The sequence below is a fragment of the Nonomuraea sp. NPDC005501 genome (genome assembly GCF_040605905.1).
Classification (GTDB): domain Bacteria; phylum Actinomycetota; class Actinomycetes; order Streptosporangiales; family Streptosporangiaceae; genus Nonomuraea.
In genome coordinates, this window is sequence record NZ_JBEXDT010000057.1 from 12,541 (window position 1) to 26,578 (window position 14,038).

Consider the following 14,038-nt stretch of genomic DNA (forward strand, 5'->3'; position numbering starts at 1 on the left):
TCCTCAGGCCGGCCTGGTGGCGCCCACCAGGTCCGGCCGCCACATCGAGGCGACCCGCACCACGTCGCCGGTCTGCGGGGCGTGGACCATCATGCCGTCGCCCACGTAGATGCCCACGTGGTGGATGGTGCCGGGATCTTCGCTCTCGTAGCCGAAGAACAGCAGGTCGCCGCGGTGGAGCTGGTCGAGCGGGACGTGCGGTCCGGAGGTCCACTGGGTGCCCGTCCAGTGGTCCAGCCGCACTCCCACCTGCTCCCAGGCCCGCATGGTCAGGCCGGAGCAGTCGTAGGTCGACGGCCCCGCGGCCGCCCAGACGTACGGCTTGCCGAGCTGGGTGAGCGCCCAGTTGGCAGCCAGGTCGCCGCCGGCCGAGCCCTTCGCGACCAGACCGCCGCTGAGGCCGGCGAGCCGGGCCTGGCGGGCCGCCTCGCGCTCCCTGGCCAGCCGGTCGGCCCTGCTCCGGGCCGCGTCGACCCGGCGCTCCAGCCCGTGGAGCTCCCGGCGCAGGCTCCTGGTCTCCTCACGCTGCCGGGCCACGGCCCGATCGGCCGCGATCTTGGCCTGCTCGGCGCGCCGTGACGCCGCCTGCTGCTCGGCGTAGGCGTCGGCGGCCTGGGCGCGCATGATGCCGGCGACCGCCTGGGCGTCGCGCATCCGGTCGAGCACGAGGGCGCGTTCGCCGCTGATCTCCTCCAGCACGCTGGCCCGGTGCAGGTAGCCGTCGTAGTCGCCGGTGTCACTCATCAGGAGGAGCAGGGGCCTGCTCAGGTCGAAGCCGCCGTAGCTCTCGGCGGCGAGCACGGCGACGGCCCGCCGTCCCGACTCGACCTCCGCGTCGGCCGAGGCGAGCCGCGCCCGCGCCTCGTCGTACGCCTGGTTCGCCTGGCGCATCCGGACCATCTCGCCGTTGTACGCCTCCACCAGCCGCTCGACGCTCGCGGTCAGCTCGTCGAGGCGTGAGCGGGCGTGGACGAGGGCGGCGCTGGCGACACCGAGCTCCTTGCTGCGCTGCCGTACGGCCCGGCGGGCGCGGTGGACCTGCCGCGTGGACGGCGGGCGCGCGGCGGCGACCGGCGCGCCGGAATGAGCGGAGAGGCGGGCCGGCGCGGAGAGCGCGGCGGCCGGGCCGGCCGGCGGGCACAGGGCGACGACCAGGCAGGCGGCGAGGCCCGCCCTGACGGAGCGCATGGTTCCCCCTCCTCTTTGGTGGCATTACGCACCACCTTTCCCAGAGGTTACTCTGCGCACACACGTAACTCACGGAGCGTGTTCAGTCGAGGCGGAACAGGCGCTGCATCCAGGGGCGGACGCCGAGCGGCGGCGGGGGCGCGCCGCGCGGGTAGGTGAAGACGGGCGTCTGGGTGCCGTAGCGGGCGCGCAGGGCGGCGGCCTGGCACCAGTCCGCGCCGACCCGGGCCGCCGCCCAGGCCGCGGTGATCGCCGGGCGTGTCTCGGGGTGCCGGTCGTAGGTCTGGTAGAGCGTCATGGTGGCGTCGGCGGCCTGGAAGCCGTCACTGGGGTACGCGGCTCCGGCCAGGTACGGGGCGGTGATCCGGCCGCCGTGGAGGCTGCCGAGCGCCCACGTCCAGTTGGCCAGCACCAGGGCGAGCACCGGGTCGGGCACGTCGGCGGCGGCCGCGTACATGCGCTCCTGGCGCGGGCCGGTCAGCCTGCGGGAGGCCCAGAACCAGTCGAGCTCGTCCTGTGGCTGGTCGGCGGCCAGCCAGGACAGGACGGCCAGGCCGCGCGCGGTGCGCAGGCGGCAGAGCTCCAGGACGTCGCGGAGCATGCGCGGCCCCCGGTCGAGCCAGGTGGGCCAGGCCGTCCGGTGGCTCCTGGTCACCAGGTCGGCCAGCTCCGGACGGACGGGCAGCGGGCAGACCCGGCAGCCGAGGTGCGGGTCCTCGCGGAGCTGGTAGGCCTGCACGAACGTTCTCAGGGGGCGGCCGTGAGGGACGGCGTGGGGGGCTGCTCGGCGGTCGGGACCGGGGTGGGGGGCGGGGTGGGGGCGGGCATCGGGGTGGGGGCCGGCTTCCCGGTGGGCTTCCCGGTGGGATGCCCCGGGGGACAGGGGGTGGCGCCGGGGCCGTGGCTCTGGTGCTCCCTGGGCCCTCCGTCGCTCGGGTCGCCGGGGGTGCCTGGAGTGCCCGGATTGCTTGGGGTGCCGGGACTATTCGCCGGGGTCCTCGGGGTGGCCGGGACGCCCGGCGGCGTGACGGGGCCGCCAGGGGTGCCCGGGGTGCCGGGGGTGCCGGTCGGGCGGACCGGGGACGACGGGGGCGTCGCGGGCGCGTGCGTGGCGGCGGTGGTGCCCGGCAGGGAGCCCTGGGTGGGGACGGCGCCCGCGGTCGGCGGCGGCGCGACCGGCGTGACCGAGTGGAACATCCCGTACGGGAACGTCGCCCGCGAGTCCACGATCGGCTCGACGATGGGCTCGACGTCGACCGCGGGGTCGCCCGGCGCGGGGCCCCACGGCAGCCGGGCGCCGGGCGGCTCGGCCGTCGCGGGCAGGGCGACGGGTGTGCCGCCGCCCTGCCGATGCAGGTCGCCGTCGAACTGGTGGAAGACGGCCGCTATCGCCACCATGGACGCGACCGCCGCCAGCGTGCCAGCCACCGCCTGAGGCCACCGGCGAGGCCGCCTGTCACCGGGTACGGGAAACCCGTCGGGGCCGAGTGCCCCCGATCGCCTCGCGACGTAACGCCGGTACGGCAGCAGCTCAGGGTCGGCGAAGCAGCTCAGCACCCTGACCCGGAGCGCGTCGGGCAGCGGCACCGGCGGCACCAGGTCGAAGACCTTGGCCTCCGACACCGGGCGGGTGCGGTGCGGCGCGCAGGTCTCGCACCGGGGCAGGTGCCGGACGAGCTGGTCGCGCATCTCGGGCGTCAGCTCACCGGCGAACCCGGTCAGGATCCGGGCCCGCCTGGCGCAGTCGTAGGGTCCCTTGCGGGCCAGGACCTCGGCCGTGATCGCGTCCCGCAGCCGCTCGCGGGCCTGCGCGTGAGCGGCCTCGACCTGGCGCGGGCGCACGCCGAGCACCGCGGCCACCTCGGTGAGCGTCAGGCCGTGCCGGGTCGTCAGCTCCAGCACCGCCCGGTCGGCGAGGGGCAGGTCGCGGACCGCGTTGGCCGCCATGACGCGCAGGTCGGCGTCGGCCGGATCGCCGGGCGGGCCGGGCGCGAAGAGCTCCTCGACCGGCGGACCGGCGACGGGAACGAGCGCCTCGGGCCATGCCTCCGGGCCCGTCGAAAGGCCCGTCGCAGGCCCCGTCGCAGGCCCCGTAGCGGAGTCGCCGGCGGCGGGCCGGTGGGCGGCCAGCCGCCGGCGCAGGCACTCGGCGTGGGCCAGCGCGTAGAGCCACGTCCGCAGCCGCCCCGGATCGGAAAGGGAGCCGGCGTGCGCCGCGGCCGAGATCAGGGTGTCGCGGAGCGCCACCTGGGCGCTGTCGGAGTGCGGAAGAAGGGACCAGCAGTATCTATAGATGCCCTCGGCGTACGCGTCGTAGAGCGCGGCGAGGGCATCCGGGTCTCCGGCGCGGAGCGCTTCGACCAGGACGCGGTCATTCATATGACCGAATGTAATGGATTAGTAACTTGTAGTTCTACCCTTTCGGCGCGTACGGCGCCGCTCGTTCACCTTGGTCGTCAGAACGGCACCGGAATTGCCCTGCCAGAAGTATTCATTAGCCTTTTTAGAGTAAATTTCGTATTACCCGCCTGCCGCGTCCCGGGAGGAGACGGACGCGGCGGCGATCACTCCTTGTGCTCGGTATCGACCGAGCTGCCCCGGTCCACGGCGAACGGCGGCATGGACGGCTTGATCGTGTGCAGCGGCACCGCACCGCCCAGTGCCAGCTCCTCGTACGGCCGCGCCGTCGAGCCCCACGTGCGGGCCGTCACCTCGGCCTCGGTCACCGTGCTCTTGTCGGGCAGCCCCTCCACGGTCAGCACGAAGCGCGGCGAGCGGCCCGGCTTGACGTCGTCGACGAACGTGCTGCCTCCCCCGAGCAGCTTGCCGTCCCGGCCACGCAGCAGCGCGTTGACCACCAGGCTGCCCGCCGGGAGCCGGTACGGGTTGCCCACGTAACCGGTGATCACCACCGAGCCGTCCTTCTGCGGCAGGGTCTGGATCCGCGTCACCGGGAACGGCCGGAAGGCCGACGGGACGCGGGCGGCGATCCGCCACTGGGCGGGCCGGTACTCGATGGACACCTTCGCCGGCTTGTGCTCGGCGTTGGCGTGGCCGGTGAAGGCCAGGTCACCGTTGGGCGGCACGGCGTCGAGCGGCTGGTCCATCCTGACCACCTCATGCCCGGCGGCGTCCCGGCCGACGATCGTGGCGACCACGTGCTCGCCGAAGTGCCACGGGTTGTCGTTGGCGAGGACTCCCGCCCAGTTGACGACGTACCCGTCGGACGACTTCGAGACGTGCGACACCTGCTCCTTGAGCGTGAGCGGCTTGAGCTTGGGTTCTGAGGAGACCTCTGTCGAACACCCGGCGAGGCAGATCGCCCCGAGTGCGAGAAGGCTGACGGTTCGGCTACGCGGGATCACTTTGCCGTGATAGCCGCTTCATGGGTACGGCTGGCAGGGGACACGCGCCTGCCGTACCAACTCTTTAACGCGCCCGCACGACCCTGGTCTCGTCCCATACCGGGTGTGGCGACTCGTAGACGGTGCCGTCGGAGCCGAAGACCAGGAAACGGTCGAAGTCGGCGGCGAACCAGCGGTCGTGGGTGACCGCGAGGACCGTGCCGTCGAAGGCGTCGAGCCCCGCCTGCAGCGCCTCGGCACTGGCCAGGTCGAGGTTGTCGGTCGGCTCGTCGAGCAGGAGCAGCGTGGCGCCGGACAGCTCCAGCAACAGGATCTGCAGCCGCGCCTGCTGGCCGCCGGAGAGCGTGTCGAAGCGCTGCTCGGCGACCATTCCGGCCAGCTCGTAGCGGGCCAGCGCCTTCATGGCCTGACTCTTGTCCTTGGCGTGCTCGGTCATGACGATCTCGACCGGCGGGCGGCCGAGCAGGTCGGGCCGGGCGTGGGTCTGGGCGAAGTGGCCGGGTACGACACGGGCGCCGAGCCGGCCCGTGCCGGCGTGCCGTACCGGCTCGCCCGCGAGCAGCCGCAGGAAGTGGGACTTGCCCGAGCCGTTGGAGCCGAGGACCGCGACGCGCTCGCCGTACCAGACCTCCAGGTCGAACGGCCGCATCAGGCCGGTCAGCTCCAGCCCCTCGCAGATCACCGCCCGCTTGCCGGTGCGGCCGCCCTTGAGCCGCATGCTGATGTTCTGCTCGGCGGGCGGCACCTCGGGCGGCCCGGCCTCCACGAACCTGCGCAGCCGCGTCTGTGCCGCGTGGTAGGGGGCGGCCATGCCGTCGTTGTAGCGTGCCTTGTTCTTCAGCATGTTGACCAGGGCCTTGAGCTTGGCGTGCTCCTCGTCCCAGCGCCTGCGCAGCTCGTCGAGGCGCTCGTTGCGGGCCTTGCGCGCCTCGCCGTAGGTGGCGAAGCCGCCGCCGTGGATCCAGATGTTGCCGGCCTCGACGGTGACGATGCGGTCGGCGGCGTTGGCGAGGAGCTGGCGGTCGTGGCTGACCAGGAGGACCGTCTTGGGGGTCTCCCTGAGCTGCCGCTCCAGCCACTCCTTGCCGGGCACGTCGAGGTAGTTGTCGGGCTCGTCCAGCAGGAGCGTCTGGTCGGGGCCCCGCAGCAGCGCCTCCAGGACGAGCCGCTTCTGCTCGCCGCCCGACAGGGTCGACACGTCGCGGTACTTCACGTCGTCGTACGGGACGCCGAGCGCGGCGACGGTGCAGGTGTCCCAGAGGACCTCGATGTCGTAGCCGCCCGCGTCGGTGTAGTCGGTGATCGCCTGCGCGTAGCGGATCTGCGTCTTCTCGTCGTCGCGCTCCATCATGACCAGCTCCGCCGCCTCCAGCCGCTCGGCGGCCTGGCGCACCGCCGGCGGCGCGACGCTGAGCAGCAGGTCGTGGACGGTGCTGCCGTCCCTCACGCTGCCCACGAACTGGCGCATCACGCCGAGCCCGCCGGAGCTCGTCACGCCGCCCTCGACGGGCTGGAGGTCTCCGGCGACGATCCGCAGCAGGGTGGTCTTGCCGGCGCCGTTGGGGCCGACGAGCGCGGCCTTGACGCCCTCGCCGACGCGGAAGGACACGTCGTTGAGCAGCGGCCGCCCGTCCGGCAGGACGTACGTCAGATGCCCGATCTCCACGTGGCCCACTGCGATTCCCTTCCTAGGTCCTCGCGCAGGGTACCCGCCGGCCGGCCTCTCGGACACTTCGATTTCCGCTGCCACGGCCTCGCCCGTTCGCCCCGAGCCGGACCACACGGCCGACTCGGTGACCGGACGAGGTCAGACCTCTCCCAGGTCCCGGAGCGGCGCGGCCTTCTCCCCACCTGCGATCTGACGGGCCACGCGGCCCGCGTGCTCCAGGATGCGCGCGTTGACGAGGTCGGGCACGTCGAACGCGACCGAGTGCCCGCTGCCGGGCACCAGCTCCACCTCGGCGGACGGGACGAGCCGGGCCAGCCGCCGGGCCTCCGCGGCCGAGTCCTGCATGGTGCTGTGCGCGCCGAACACGAACCGGCTGGGCACGGTGACGGCGGCCAGCTCCTCGTCCGTCATGGGCACCATCGGGGGCAGCCCCTGCTCGTACAGGTACGCGCCCGAGATGGCCACCATGAGCAGCTCGTCCGCCCGGTTGATCGAGTCGGTGTGGATCAGGCGGGCCAGGGGTCGCCTGATCCACGGCGGCGCGTGGAGGCCGAGCCCGCAGGCGAAGCCCCAGGCGTAGTGGCGCAGGCCGGCCACCCGGAAGGCGGCCGGGTCGAGCAGCGTCGTCCCGGCCACCCGCTCGGGCATGCGGATGGCCGCGTGCAGCGCCTGCCAGCCGCCGTAGGAGAAGCCCACGAGGTACGCGGCGGGCGCACCGATGCCGTCGAGGACGTCGGCGAGCCAGCCGGTCAGGTCGCCGGGGCCGTCGAAGGGCCGGGTCTGGACGCTGCGCCCGGCCGCCCCGACCGGGTCCACGAGGTAGACGGGATGGGCGGCGCCGACCGGGCCGCTGGTGTGGATCCAGCCCAGCGAGTTGCCGCCGTGGCCGGGCAGGAAGACCACCGGCAGGCCGTCCGCCACGCCGGTGCGGTAGAGGCGGGTGGTGCCGTAGGCGGTGGGGACGTCGAGCTGCTCCAGCGGCTCCGGCCAGTCGCGGATGGCCGCGTCGTAGCCGGCGAAGTAGCGCTCCTCCGCCTTCTCGTTGCGGAACCGGCCGATCCGGGGGCGATCTGCCATCGTGCACTCCATTCGACGGTCTTTGTTGATACAGGTGTATCATGAAAAGGTGCCGAAGCGAGTGGACCATGAGGAGCGCCGGAGCCAGATCGCCGCGGCGGTGGTCCGGATCGCCGCGTCGCGCGGCCTGGAGGCGGCCAGCATGCGGGAGGTGGCGGCCGAGGCCGGCGTCTCGCTGCGGCTGGTGCAGTACTACTTCCACACCAAGGAGGAGCTGCTGCGCGGCGTGCTCACGCATCTGGGCGGGCTGATCGCGCAGCGGGTGACCCGGGCCGTGGCGGCGCTCGGCGAGCCGATGACACCGCGCACGTTCCTGTACGGCGCGCTGACGGCGCTGATCCCCACCGACGACGAGAGCCGGAGGATCGTGCTGGCTTACCAGGCCCACTACACGCTCACGCTGACCCGGCCGGAGCTCGCCCCCGACGGCCTGACGTACGCGAACGCGCTGCGCGACCTGGTGGCCCGCCAGATCCGGGAGGCCCAGGAGGCCGGCCAGGTCGCCGGGAGCGCGGATCCGAAGGTCGCGGCGGCCATCGCGCTCGCCCTGGTGACGGGGCTCCAGTCCAGCGTGCTGGCCGGGCAGTACGACGGGCAGGAGGCCGTGGGCCTGCTGACGGCCCACCTGAACCGCCTCTTCGCGCCGTGAGAAGAGGAGTCAGGCCTTCGCGGGAGGGCAGATGGCGCCGGCTGCCACCTCGACGGCGGCGGCGACCAGCAGGGGGACGGCCGGATGCACGCCCAGCAGCAGCGTGCCCAGGACGGCGCCGGCGAAGGTCGCGGCGACCGTGGCGAAGCGCCGGCCCGCGGTCTCCAGCGACGACAGCATGAACAGCCCCGCCAGCGACCGGGTCACCACGGTCGTCGGCAGGTCGTGGGCCGCCACCCGCAGCACCGTGGCGTTGCGCGAGCCCATCGCCAGGGCCAGGGGGACGATGACGGCGAAGCGCTGCGGATCCTGCCGCAGGCGGTCGCCCAGGAGCAGCGCGAGCAGCGCCGCCACCAGGATGAGCACACCCTCGCCGGCGAGCGCGAACGCCAGCCACCGCCGCCCCCGCCACCTGAGCAGCACGCCGTGCATCCAGTGCCCGCCGCCGGCGCCGGCCGCGAACGCCGCGAGGGCCGCGAGCGGCCCGGCCGCCTGGATGGAGCCGCCCGCCAGACCGAACCCGGCGAACAGCACGTTGCCGGTCATCACCGCGGTGAACACATGACCGAGCCCGAGGAAGCTCACCGCCTCGACCACGCCCGTGACCCCCGTCAGCAGGACCAGGATCACGGTCAGCCGCTCGGGCCGCCTCCCCGTCGCGAAGGGCATGTCCCCTTCATACGCGAAGGGCATGTCCCCTTCATATCCGCCGCACCGGTCACGGACGAAGCCGCCGCACCGGTCCCGGGACGCGCGCGAGCAGGAGGAACAGGGCCGCGACCAGGTACGGCCAGCGGCTCAGGTCGAGCAGGCAGGTCGCCGGGAACTCGTAGCCGGTGATCGGCTGGACGAGGAACGTCAGCCCCGCCACGGTGACGAGGGTCAGCACCCGGGCTCCACGCGCGCCGAGACCCGCGGCGGCGACCGCGGTGACGGCGAGCAGGCAGACGTTCACGCCGAAGGTGCCCATGGCCAGCATCTTGAAGAAGGACAGGTCGTCGATCGCCGTCGTCGCGTGGACGTACTCGCCGCACCGGGTGGCCGGGTCGGCGAGCGCGAGGCGCATCCGGAGCACCGGCCACAGCGCGACGACGAGCGCGACCGTCCATCCGGCCGCGGCTCTGCGATCCGCCGCACCGGCCCCGGGCCGGGCGACGGCGAGGAGGAGCGCCGCGGCGGCGAGGGCCGCGAGTTCGATCCCCCGGCTCGGATGGGAGGGGGTCCACGGGTAGCGCAGCGGGATCACCACGTCGGCCGCGATGACGAGCAGCGTGAGCGGGAGCCCGAGCAGGCGGGTCCACGCGGGCGCCCACAGCACCAGCAGGGCCAGCGCCACCGGCAACAGCATGTCCGCCCAGACGACGGCCTCCCCCGCGACGGCGGCGGCGACGCTCGTCACCAGCGGCCGGTACGCGAACCAGCCGAACGGTTCGCGGGGCAGGGCGAGGACGAGGGTGGGCACGGCGGCCAGGACGACCGCGCCAAGACGGCGGCCGAGCCGTGACCGGCGAGCCGTGGCTGGGGACATCGGGGGGTCGTTCCTCCGGCTGGACGGGCCGCACGGCGTGAAGATGCGACAGTAGCGGATCTTCACCATGGGTCTGGACAGCAAGTGATCTAATGACTAGAACTGTAGGGAATCCCCCCTAAGGACGTGCCATGACGCGATTCCGCACTGCCCTTGTCCCCCTGGCCGCCACGATCCTCGGCCTCACCGCACTGCCCTCCCAGGCCACGGCCGCACCGCCGAAACCGGTGCCGACGGTCTCCGCCGAGCGGTCCGCCGCCCCGCTCGGCGCCGCCGCCGCGTGCGCGCCGTCCGTCAAGGGCGCCTCGATCGACGCCCGGCTCACGAGCCTGTTCACCGCGTACGGCAACGACAACAGCCGGCTCGACGACTGGACCGGCGCCGACGGCACCTACTCGCTGCGCCTGCCCGGCGGGCGCGAGCTGTGGATCTTCTCCGACACGTTCCTCGGCAGGATCAACTCCGACGGCTCCCGGCCGCCGGTGGTCGAGGAGGGCGGCACCACCGTCTTCCTCAACAACAGCTTCGCCGTCGAGAACGGCGGCCGGCTGTCCACGATCCACGCCGGCACCCCCGACAAGCCCGTCGCGGTGATGCCGCCACGCGACGAGAAGCACTGGTACTGGGCCGGTGACGCCACCCTGGCCGGGGGCGTCGTCGAGGTGACCTACCAGGAGTACGAGCGCTACGGCACCGGCGCGTGGGACTGGCGCTGGCACCGCAACGTGGTCGCCAGGTTCGCCCCCGGCCGGCTGGACCGCCCGCTCAGCGTCCACGACCTGCCCTCCGGGCACGGGGTCGCGTGGGCCTCGGCCACCCTCAAGGACGGCGGCTACACCTACGTCTACGGCGTGGAGGACCTCGGCTCGCCCAAGTACATGCACGTCGCCCGGGTCAAGGGGCAGAGCCTGCTCGGCGCCTGGGAGTACCTGAAGGCCGACGGCAGCTGGTCGGCCGACGAGAGCGACTCGGCCCGCGTCATGAGCGGCGTGGCCAACGAGTACAGCGTCACCAAGGTCGGCGACGGCTACGTGCTCATCACCCACGACACGACCGAGGCGCTGAGCGCGAACATCGTGGCCTACTCCTCGTGCTCGCCGGTCGGGCCGTTCACCGGCAAGCAGCACGTCTACACGACCCCCGAGACCGGCGGGAACATCTTCACCTACAACGCCCACGCCCACCCCGAGGTCTCGGGTAAGGGACTGGTCGTGTCCTACAACGTCAACAGCTTCGTGAACACCGACCACTACCGCGACTCGTCGATCTACCGGCCCCGCTTCATCGACGTGAGCTTCGGGTGAGACGCAACTGGGCGGCGCGCCTGCGGTCCGTCATCCTCGACGGGCTGCGGGCGGTCGTGCTGGAGAACGAGCGGCTCCGCGTGACCGTGGTGCCCGGCAAGGGCGGTGACGTGGTGGAGTTCCTGCACAAGCCCACCGACACCGACTTCGTCTGGCTCTCGCCGCAGGGCCTGCGCGACCCGGCCCACCACCTCCAGGGTGCCGCCGACGACGTCGCCCAGTTCGTCGACCACTACGAGGGCGGATGGCAGGAGGTCTTCCCCAACGGCGGCGCGCCCTGCGAGTACCGGGGGGCGCGGCTGGCCCAGCACGGCGAGGTGGCCGGCCTGCCCTGGGACTGCGAGATCACGGCCGACTCCGAGGAGGAGGTCGCGGTGCGGCTGAGCGTGCGGACCCGGCGCCTGCCGTACCTGGTGGAGAAGACGTTCCGGCTGCGGGCCGGGACGGCCGCGCTGGAGACCGAGGGGCGCGTGACCAACGAGTCCGATGTGGAGCTGCACGCGATGTGGGGACAGCACATCGTGTACGGCCGGCCGTTCCTGCGGCCGGGCGCGCGGATCCGGCTGCCGGACGGCGTCACCGTGATCCCGCACGACACCGCCATCAACCCCCTCGGACGCCGGGTCAAGGCGGGAGGGCCGTGGACGTGGCCGGTCGTGCCGGCCGACGGCGGCGGCGAGACCGACCTGAGCGTGGTGCCGGAGCGCGGGGCGCCCAGCGACATCGTGTACCTGACGGGGTTCGCCGAAGGATGGTACGAGATCGCCGGCGAGGTGGGGCTGCGCGTCGAGTGGGACGCGGAGGTCCTGCCGTACCTGTGGATGTGGCAGGAGGTCGGCGCTTCGGCCGGCTACCCCTGGTGGGGACGCGCCTACACCGTCGGACTGGAGCCGTTCGCCGGCATGCCGACCGACGGGCTGGAGCGGGCCGTGGCCAACGGCACGGCGCTCACCCTGGGGCCACGTGAGACGAGAACGCTGACGATGCGGGTGGAGGTCCTCGCGTGAGCGAGTTCAACGGGAAGGTGGCCTTGGTCACCGGCGGCTCGATGGGAATCGGGCGCGCGGTGGTGGACCGGCTGGCCGACGGCGGCGCGTCCGTGGTGTTCTGCGGCGCGGACAAGGACGCGGCACTCGACACCGAGCACGTGACGGGCGTCGTCGCCGACGTGCGCCGGGCCGGCGACATGCGTGACCTGGTGGACCTGGCGGTCGCCAGGTACGGCGGGCTGGACATCGTGGTGACGTGCGCGGGCGTGCAGAGGTACGGCACGGTCGAGGACACCCCGGAGGACGTCTGGGACGAGGTCCTGGACATCAACCTCAAGGGCGTCTACCTCACCTGCAAGGCGGCCGTCCCCCGGCTGCGGGCGCGCGGCGGCGGGTCGATCGTGGTGATGTCGTCGGTGCAGGCGTTCGCCTCGCAGGCGCAGGTGGCCGCCTACACCGCGAGCAAGGCCGCTCTGAACGGCCTGACCAGGGCGATGGCGCTCGACCACGCGGCCGACGGCATCCGGGCGAACGTGGTGTGCCCCGGCTCGGTGGACACGCCGATGCTGCGCTGGGCGGCCGACCTGTGGCGTGGGCCGCTGTCGCAGGAGGAGCAGGTGGCCCAGTGGGGCCGGGCCCACCCTCTCGGCCGGGTGGCGCGGGCTGAGGAGGTGGCCGAGCTGGTGGCGTTCCTGGCGAGCCCCCGTTCGTCGTTCATCACCGGCGCGGAGCACCGGGTGGACGGCGGCCTGCTGGCGCGGAACCCGGCCGCCCTTCCTGACTGACCACGCCCGCGCGCCGCCGCCCCGGCGGCGCGGGCGTCAGCGTTCTAAGACCGCGCCGGCCGGGCCGGCGGCACGGGCCAGGCGGGCGCGCAGGTCGTCGCGGAGGGCCGTGAACCGGGCGGGCTCGGCCGCGATGACGGCGCGCTGCGCCGCGGCGTCGGCGGCGTACCAGGCGCTCACCAGCCCCGAGGACCACTTGCAGGCCGTGTCGGCCGTGGCGGTCCGCCGCTCCGGTGCCGTGACGGCGTCGGAGCGCAGGTCCCAGCGGGGGTCGGCGATGGCGGCCTCCGGTGACGGGTAGGGATGGCCGGCGCGCTCCATGCAGGCCCTCCAGCGGGCGGCGGCCTCGATGACGGCGGGGTGCCGGGCGGCCTGCTCGACCGTCCGCGCGTCCTGGCGGGCCAGCCACTGCCAGTCCGCGGGTCCGGCGTCCGCCGTGGCGGGGTTCGCCGGTGCGGGCCCGGACAGCCGGGCCGTGGCGCGGTCGGCGCAGCCCGGCCGGCCGGGGGCGCCGTCGAGGTCGCGGCGGGCGGAGCGGCTCAGGCCGGAGTCCCAGGCGGTGCCGGACGGCGCGGAGGGGGGCAGGTGGTAGCCGCGGCGGCGGGCCCGGCCGGGGTCCGCGACGCCGTACCGGCGGCTGTTGCCCGGGTCCGCGGCGGCGACGGCGGCGGCGTCCGGGCGGGGCGGTGAGACGGCGTGACCACGGCGGTGCATGCAGCGGGCGAGGAGCGCGGCGCGGGCGCGCGCCATCAGGGCTCGCTGGCCCGGCGTGGGGCGGTAGGCGTCGAACGGCAGCACGAGGTCGGCGACCCGGGTCACCGGGTGCGCCGGCCCGTCAGCGCCCGCGACCGGCTCATCCGTGACCGGCTCATCCGTTACCGGCCGATCCGCCACGGGCACACCAGGTGGCGGCGCCGGGGCGGCGGCGCAGGCCACGGTCGTGCAGGCCACGGCGCTCAGGAGCGCGCCGAGGGCCGCCGGGGCGCGGGAGGGTCCGCGGCGGCCGGTCTCCGGAGGCCCGATCCGGAAACCGGCCCCGCCCCATCCGGTCACACGCACCAGATGCTGAGGGAGCTCGCGGTGTTGTTGCCGACCTCGCTGCCGCCCAGGAAGGGGTCGGCGCGGCCGTCCGCGAACGTGCTGTGGGCGCCGGTGTAGAAGGGGTTCTGCCAGAGGACGACGTCGCAGCCGGTGTGGTTCTTGACAGAGCTGCTGTCGTCGTCCACCCGCCGCCCGCTCTCCAGCCCCTTCTTGCCCTCGGACCACAGGTCGTCGCCGAGGTACGGCTCGTCGGCGGCGAAGTCGCGCCACAGGTCGCGCGGGTAGGCCCCGTCGTAGTTGTAGCCGTAGTACGCGTACAGGCACACCACCCTCTTGCCGCAGCCTCCGTCCGGGCCCGCCAGCGCGGACGCCGCCGGCAGCGCGAGGGTGAACGTCGTGGCCGCGGCCAGGGCACCGGCCACGCGAGTGATCGTCCCCACAGC

14 protein-coding genes are annotated in these 14,038 nt (G+C 73.8%); 4 read left to right on the forward strand and 10 right to left on the reverse strand.

Going from position 1 to position 14,038, the window contains the following annotated elements:
• Nucleotides 1–3: 3 nt before the first annotated feature.
• The 6 genes from ABZS51_RS25535 to ABZS51_RS25560 form a co-directional block, all read right to left on the reverse strand.
• Nucleotides 4–1,188 carry an NlpC/P60 family protein gene (locus ABZS51_RS25535; RefSeq protein WP_310708025.1) on the reverse strand — a complete coding sequence of 395 codons (1,185 nt, stop codon included), beginning with the start codon at nt 1,186–1,188 and terminating at the stop codon, nt 4–6.
• Nucleotides 1,189–1,270: 82 nt separating this feature from the next.
• A complete protein-coding gene (locus ABZS51_RS25540) occupies nt 1,271–1,927 on the reverse strand; it encodes a hypothetical protein (protein ID WP_355445706.1) in 657 nt (218 codons plus the stop codon).
• An 8-nt stretch (nt 1,928–1,935) separates the two neighbouring features.
• A complete protein-coding gene (locus tag ABZS51_RS25545; protein ID WP_355445709.1) occupies nt 1,936–3,567 on the reverse strand; it encodes a sigma-70 family RNA polymerase sigma factor in 1,632 nt (543 codons plus the stop codon).
• 185 nt (nt 3,568–3,752) lie between these two features.
• Nucleotides 3,753–4,436 carry a hypothetical protein gene (locus ABZS51_RS25550; protein ID WP_310708022.1) on the reverse strand — a complete coding sequence of 228 codons (684 nt, stop codon included), beginning with the start codon at nt 4,434–4,436 and terminating at the stop codon, nt 3,753–3,755.
• A 181-nt stretch (nt 4,437–4,617) separates the two neighbouring features.
• Nucleotides 4,618–6,228 carry an ATP-binding cassette domain-containing protein gene (locus ABZS51_RS25555; RefSeq protein ID WP_355445713.1) on the reverse strand — a complete coding sequence of 537 codons (1,611 nt, stop codon included), beginning with the start codon at nt 6,226–6,228 and terminating at the stop codon, nt 4,618–4,620.
• Between the two features lie 132 nt (nt 6,229–6,360).
• On the reverse strand, nt 6,361–7,299 hold the full coding sequence (locus tag ABZS51_RS25560; RefSeq protein WP_355445716.1) for an alpha/beta hydrolase: 939 nt from the start codon (nt 7,297–7,299) through the stop codon (nt 6,361–6,363).
• A 49-nt stretch (nt 7,300–7,348) separates the two neighbouring features.
• Between ABZS51_RS25560 and ABZS51_RS25565 the strand changes: the two genes are divergently transcribed.
• On the forward strand, nt 7,349–7,948 hold the full coding sequence (locus tag ABZS51_RS25565) for a TetR/AcrR family transcriptional regulator (RefSeq protein ID WP_355445719.1): 600 nt from the start codon (nt 7,349–7,351) through the stop codon (nt 7,946–7,948).
• 9 nt (nt 7,949–7,957) lie between these two features.
• Here ABZS51_RS25565 and ABZS51_RS25570 read toward each other — a convergent pair whose 3' ends face one another.
• The gene (locus ABZS51_RS25570) at nt 7,958–8,617 is read right to left on the reverse strand and encodes a YoaK family protein (RefSeq protein WP_355445722.1); all 660 of its coding nucleotides are present in this window, start codon (nt 8,615–8,617) and stop codon (nt 7,958–7,960) included.
• Nucleotides 8,618–8,666: 49 nt separating this feature from the next.
• The gene (locus ABZS51_RS25575; protein WP_355445725.1) at nt 8,667–9,476 is read right to left on the reverse strand and encodes a hypothetical protein; all 810 of its coding nucleotides are present in this window, start codon (nt 9,474–9,476) and stop codon (nt 8,667–8,669) included.
• 131 nt (nt 9,477–9,607) lie between these two features.
• Here ABZS51_RS25575 and ABZS51_RS25580 point away from each other — a divergent pair, with 131 nt between their 5' ends.
• From ABZS51_RS25580 to ABZS51_RS25590, 3 genes are read left to right on the forward strand one after another with little or no spacing between them, the layout of a single operon-like run.
• Entirely contained in the window at nt 9,608–10,780 is a 1,173-nt protein-coding gene (locus tag ABZS51_RS25580; RefSeq protein ID WP_355445728.1) for a DUF4185 domain-containing protein, read from the forward strand.
• Nucleotides 10,777–11,787: a DUF4432 family protein gene (locus ABZS51_RS25585; protein WP_355445731.1), complete on the forward strand. Its 1,011-nt coding sequence runs from the start codon at nt 10,777–10,779 to the stop codon at nt 11,785–11,787. The genes ABZS51_RS25580 and ABZS51_RS25585 overlap by 4 nt, the downstream gene beginning before the upstream one ends.
• Nucleotides 11,784–12,554: an SDR family oxidoreductase gene (locus ABZS51_RS25590; RefSeq protein ID WP_310708014.1), complete on the forward strand. Its 771-nt coding sequence runs from the start codon at nt 11,784–11,786 to the stop codon at nt 12,552–12,554. The genes ABZS51_RS25585 and ABZS51_RS25590 overlap by 4 nt, the downstream gene beginning before the upstream one ends.
• A 36-nt stretch (nt 12,555–12,590) precedes the next feature.
• Here the strand turns inward: ABZS51_RS25590 and ABZS51_RS25595 are convergent, their stop codons facing one another.
• Complete coding sequence (locus ABZS51_RS25595; RefSeq protein ID WP_355445735.1) at nt 12,591–13,607, reverse strand: hypothetical protein; 1,017 nt, start codon at nt 13,605–13,607, stop codon at nt 12,591–12,593.
• A complete protein-coding gene (locus tag ABZS51_RS25600) occupies nt 13,604–14,035 on the reverse strand; it encodes a hypothetical protein (RefSeq protein WP_355445738.1) in 432 nt (143 codons plus the stop codon). Before ABZS51_RS25600 ends, ABZS51_RS25595 begins: the two co-directional genes overlap by 4 nt.
• Nucleotides 14,036–14,038: the final 3 nt, after the last annotated feature.

Excerpts from the sequence above, each read along its gene's own strand:
- ABZS51_RS25545 (WP_355445709.1), bottom strand. The coding sequence starts at position 3,567 with ATGAATGACCGCGTCCTGGTCGAAGCGCTCCGCGCCGGAGACCCGGAT.
- ABZS51_RS25535 (WP_310708025.1), bottom strand. The coding sequence starts at position 1,188 with ATGCGCTCCGTCAGGGCGGGCCTCGCCGCCTGCCTGGTCGTCGCCCTG.
- ABZS51_RS25580 (WP_355445728.1), top strand. The coding sequence starts at position 9,608 with ATGACGCGATTCCGCACTGCCCTTGTCCCCCTGGCCGCCACGATCCTC.
- ABZS51_RS25560 (WP_355445716.1), bottom strand. The coding sequence starts at position 7,299 with ATGGCAGATCGCCCCCGGATCGGCCGGTTCCGCAACGAGAAGGCGGAG.
- ABZS51_RS25575 (WP_355445725.1), bottom strand. The coding sequence starts at position 9,476 with ATGTCCCCAGCCACGGCTCGCCGGTCACGGCTCGGCCGCCGTCTTGGC.
- ABZS51_RS25570 (WP_355445722.1), bottom strand. The coding sequence starts at position 8,617 with ATGCCCTTCGCGACGGGGAGGCGGCCCGAGCGGCTGACCGTGATCCTG.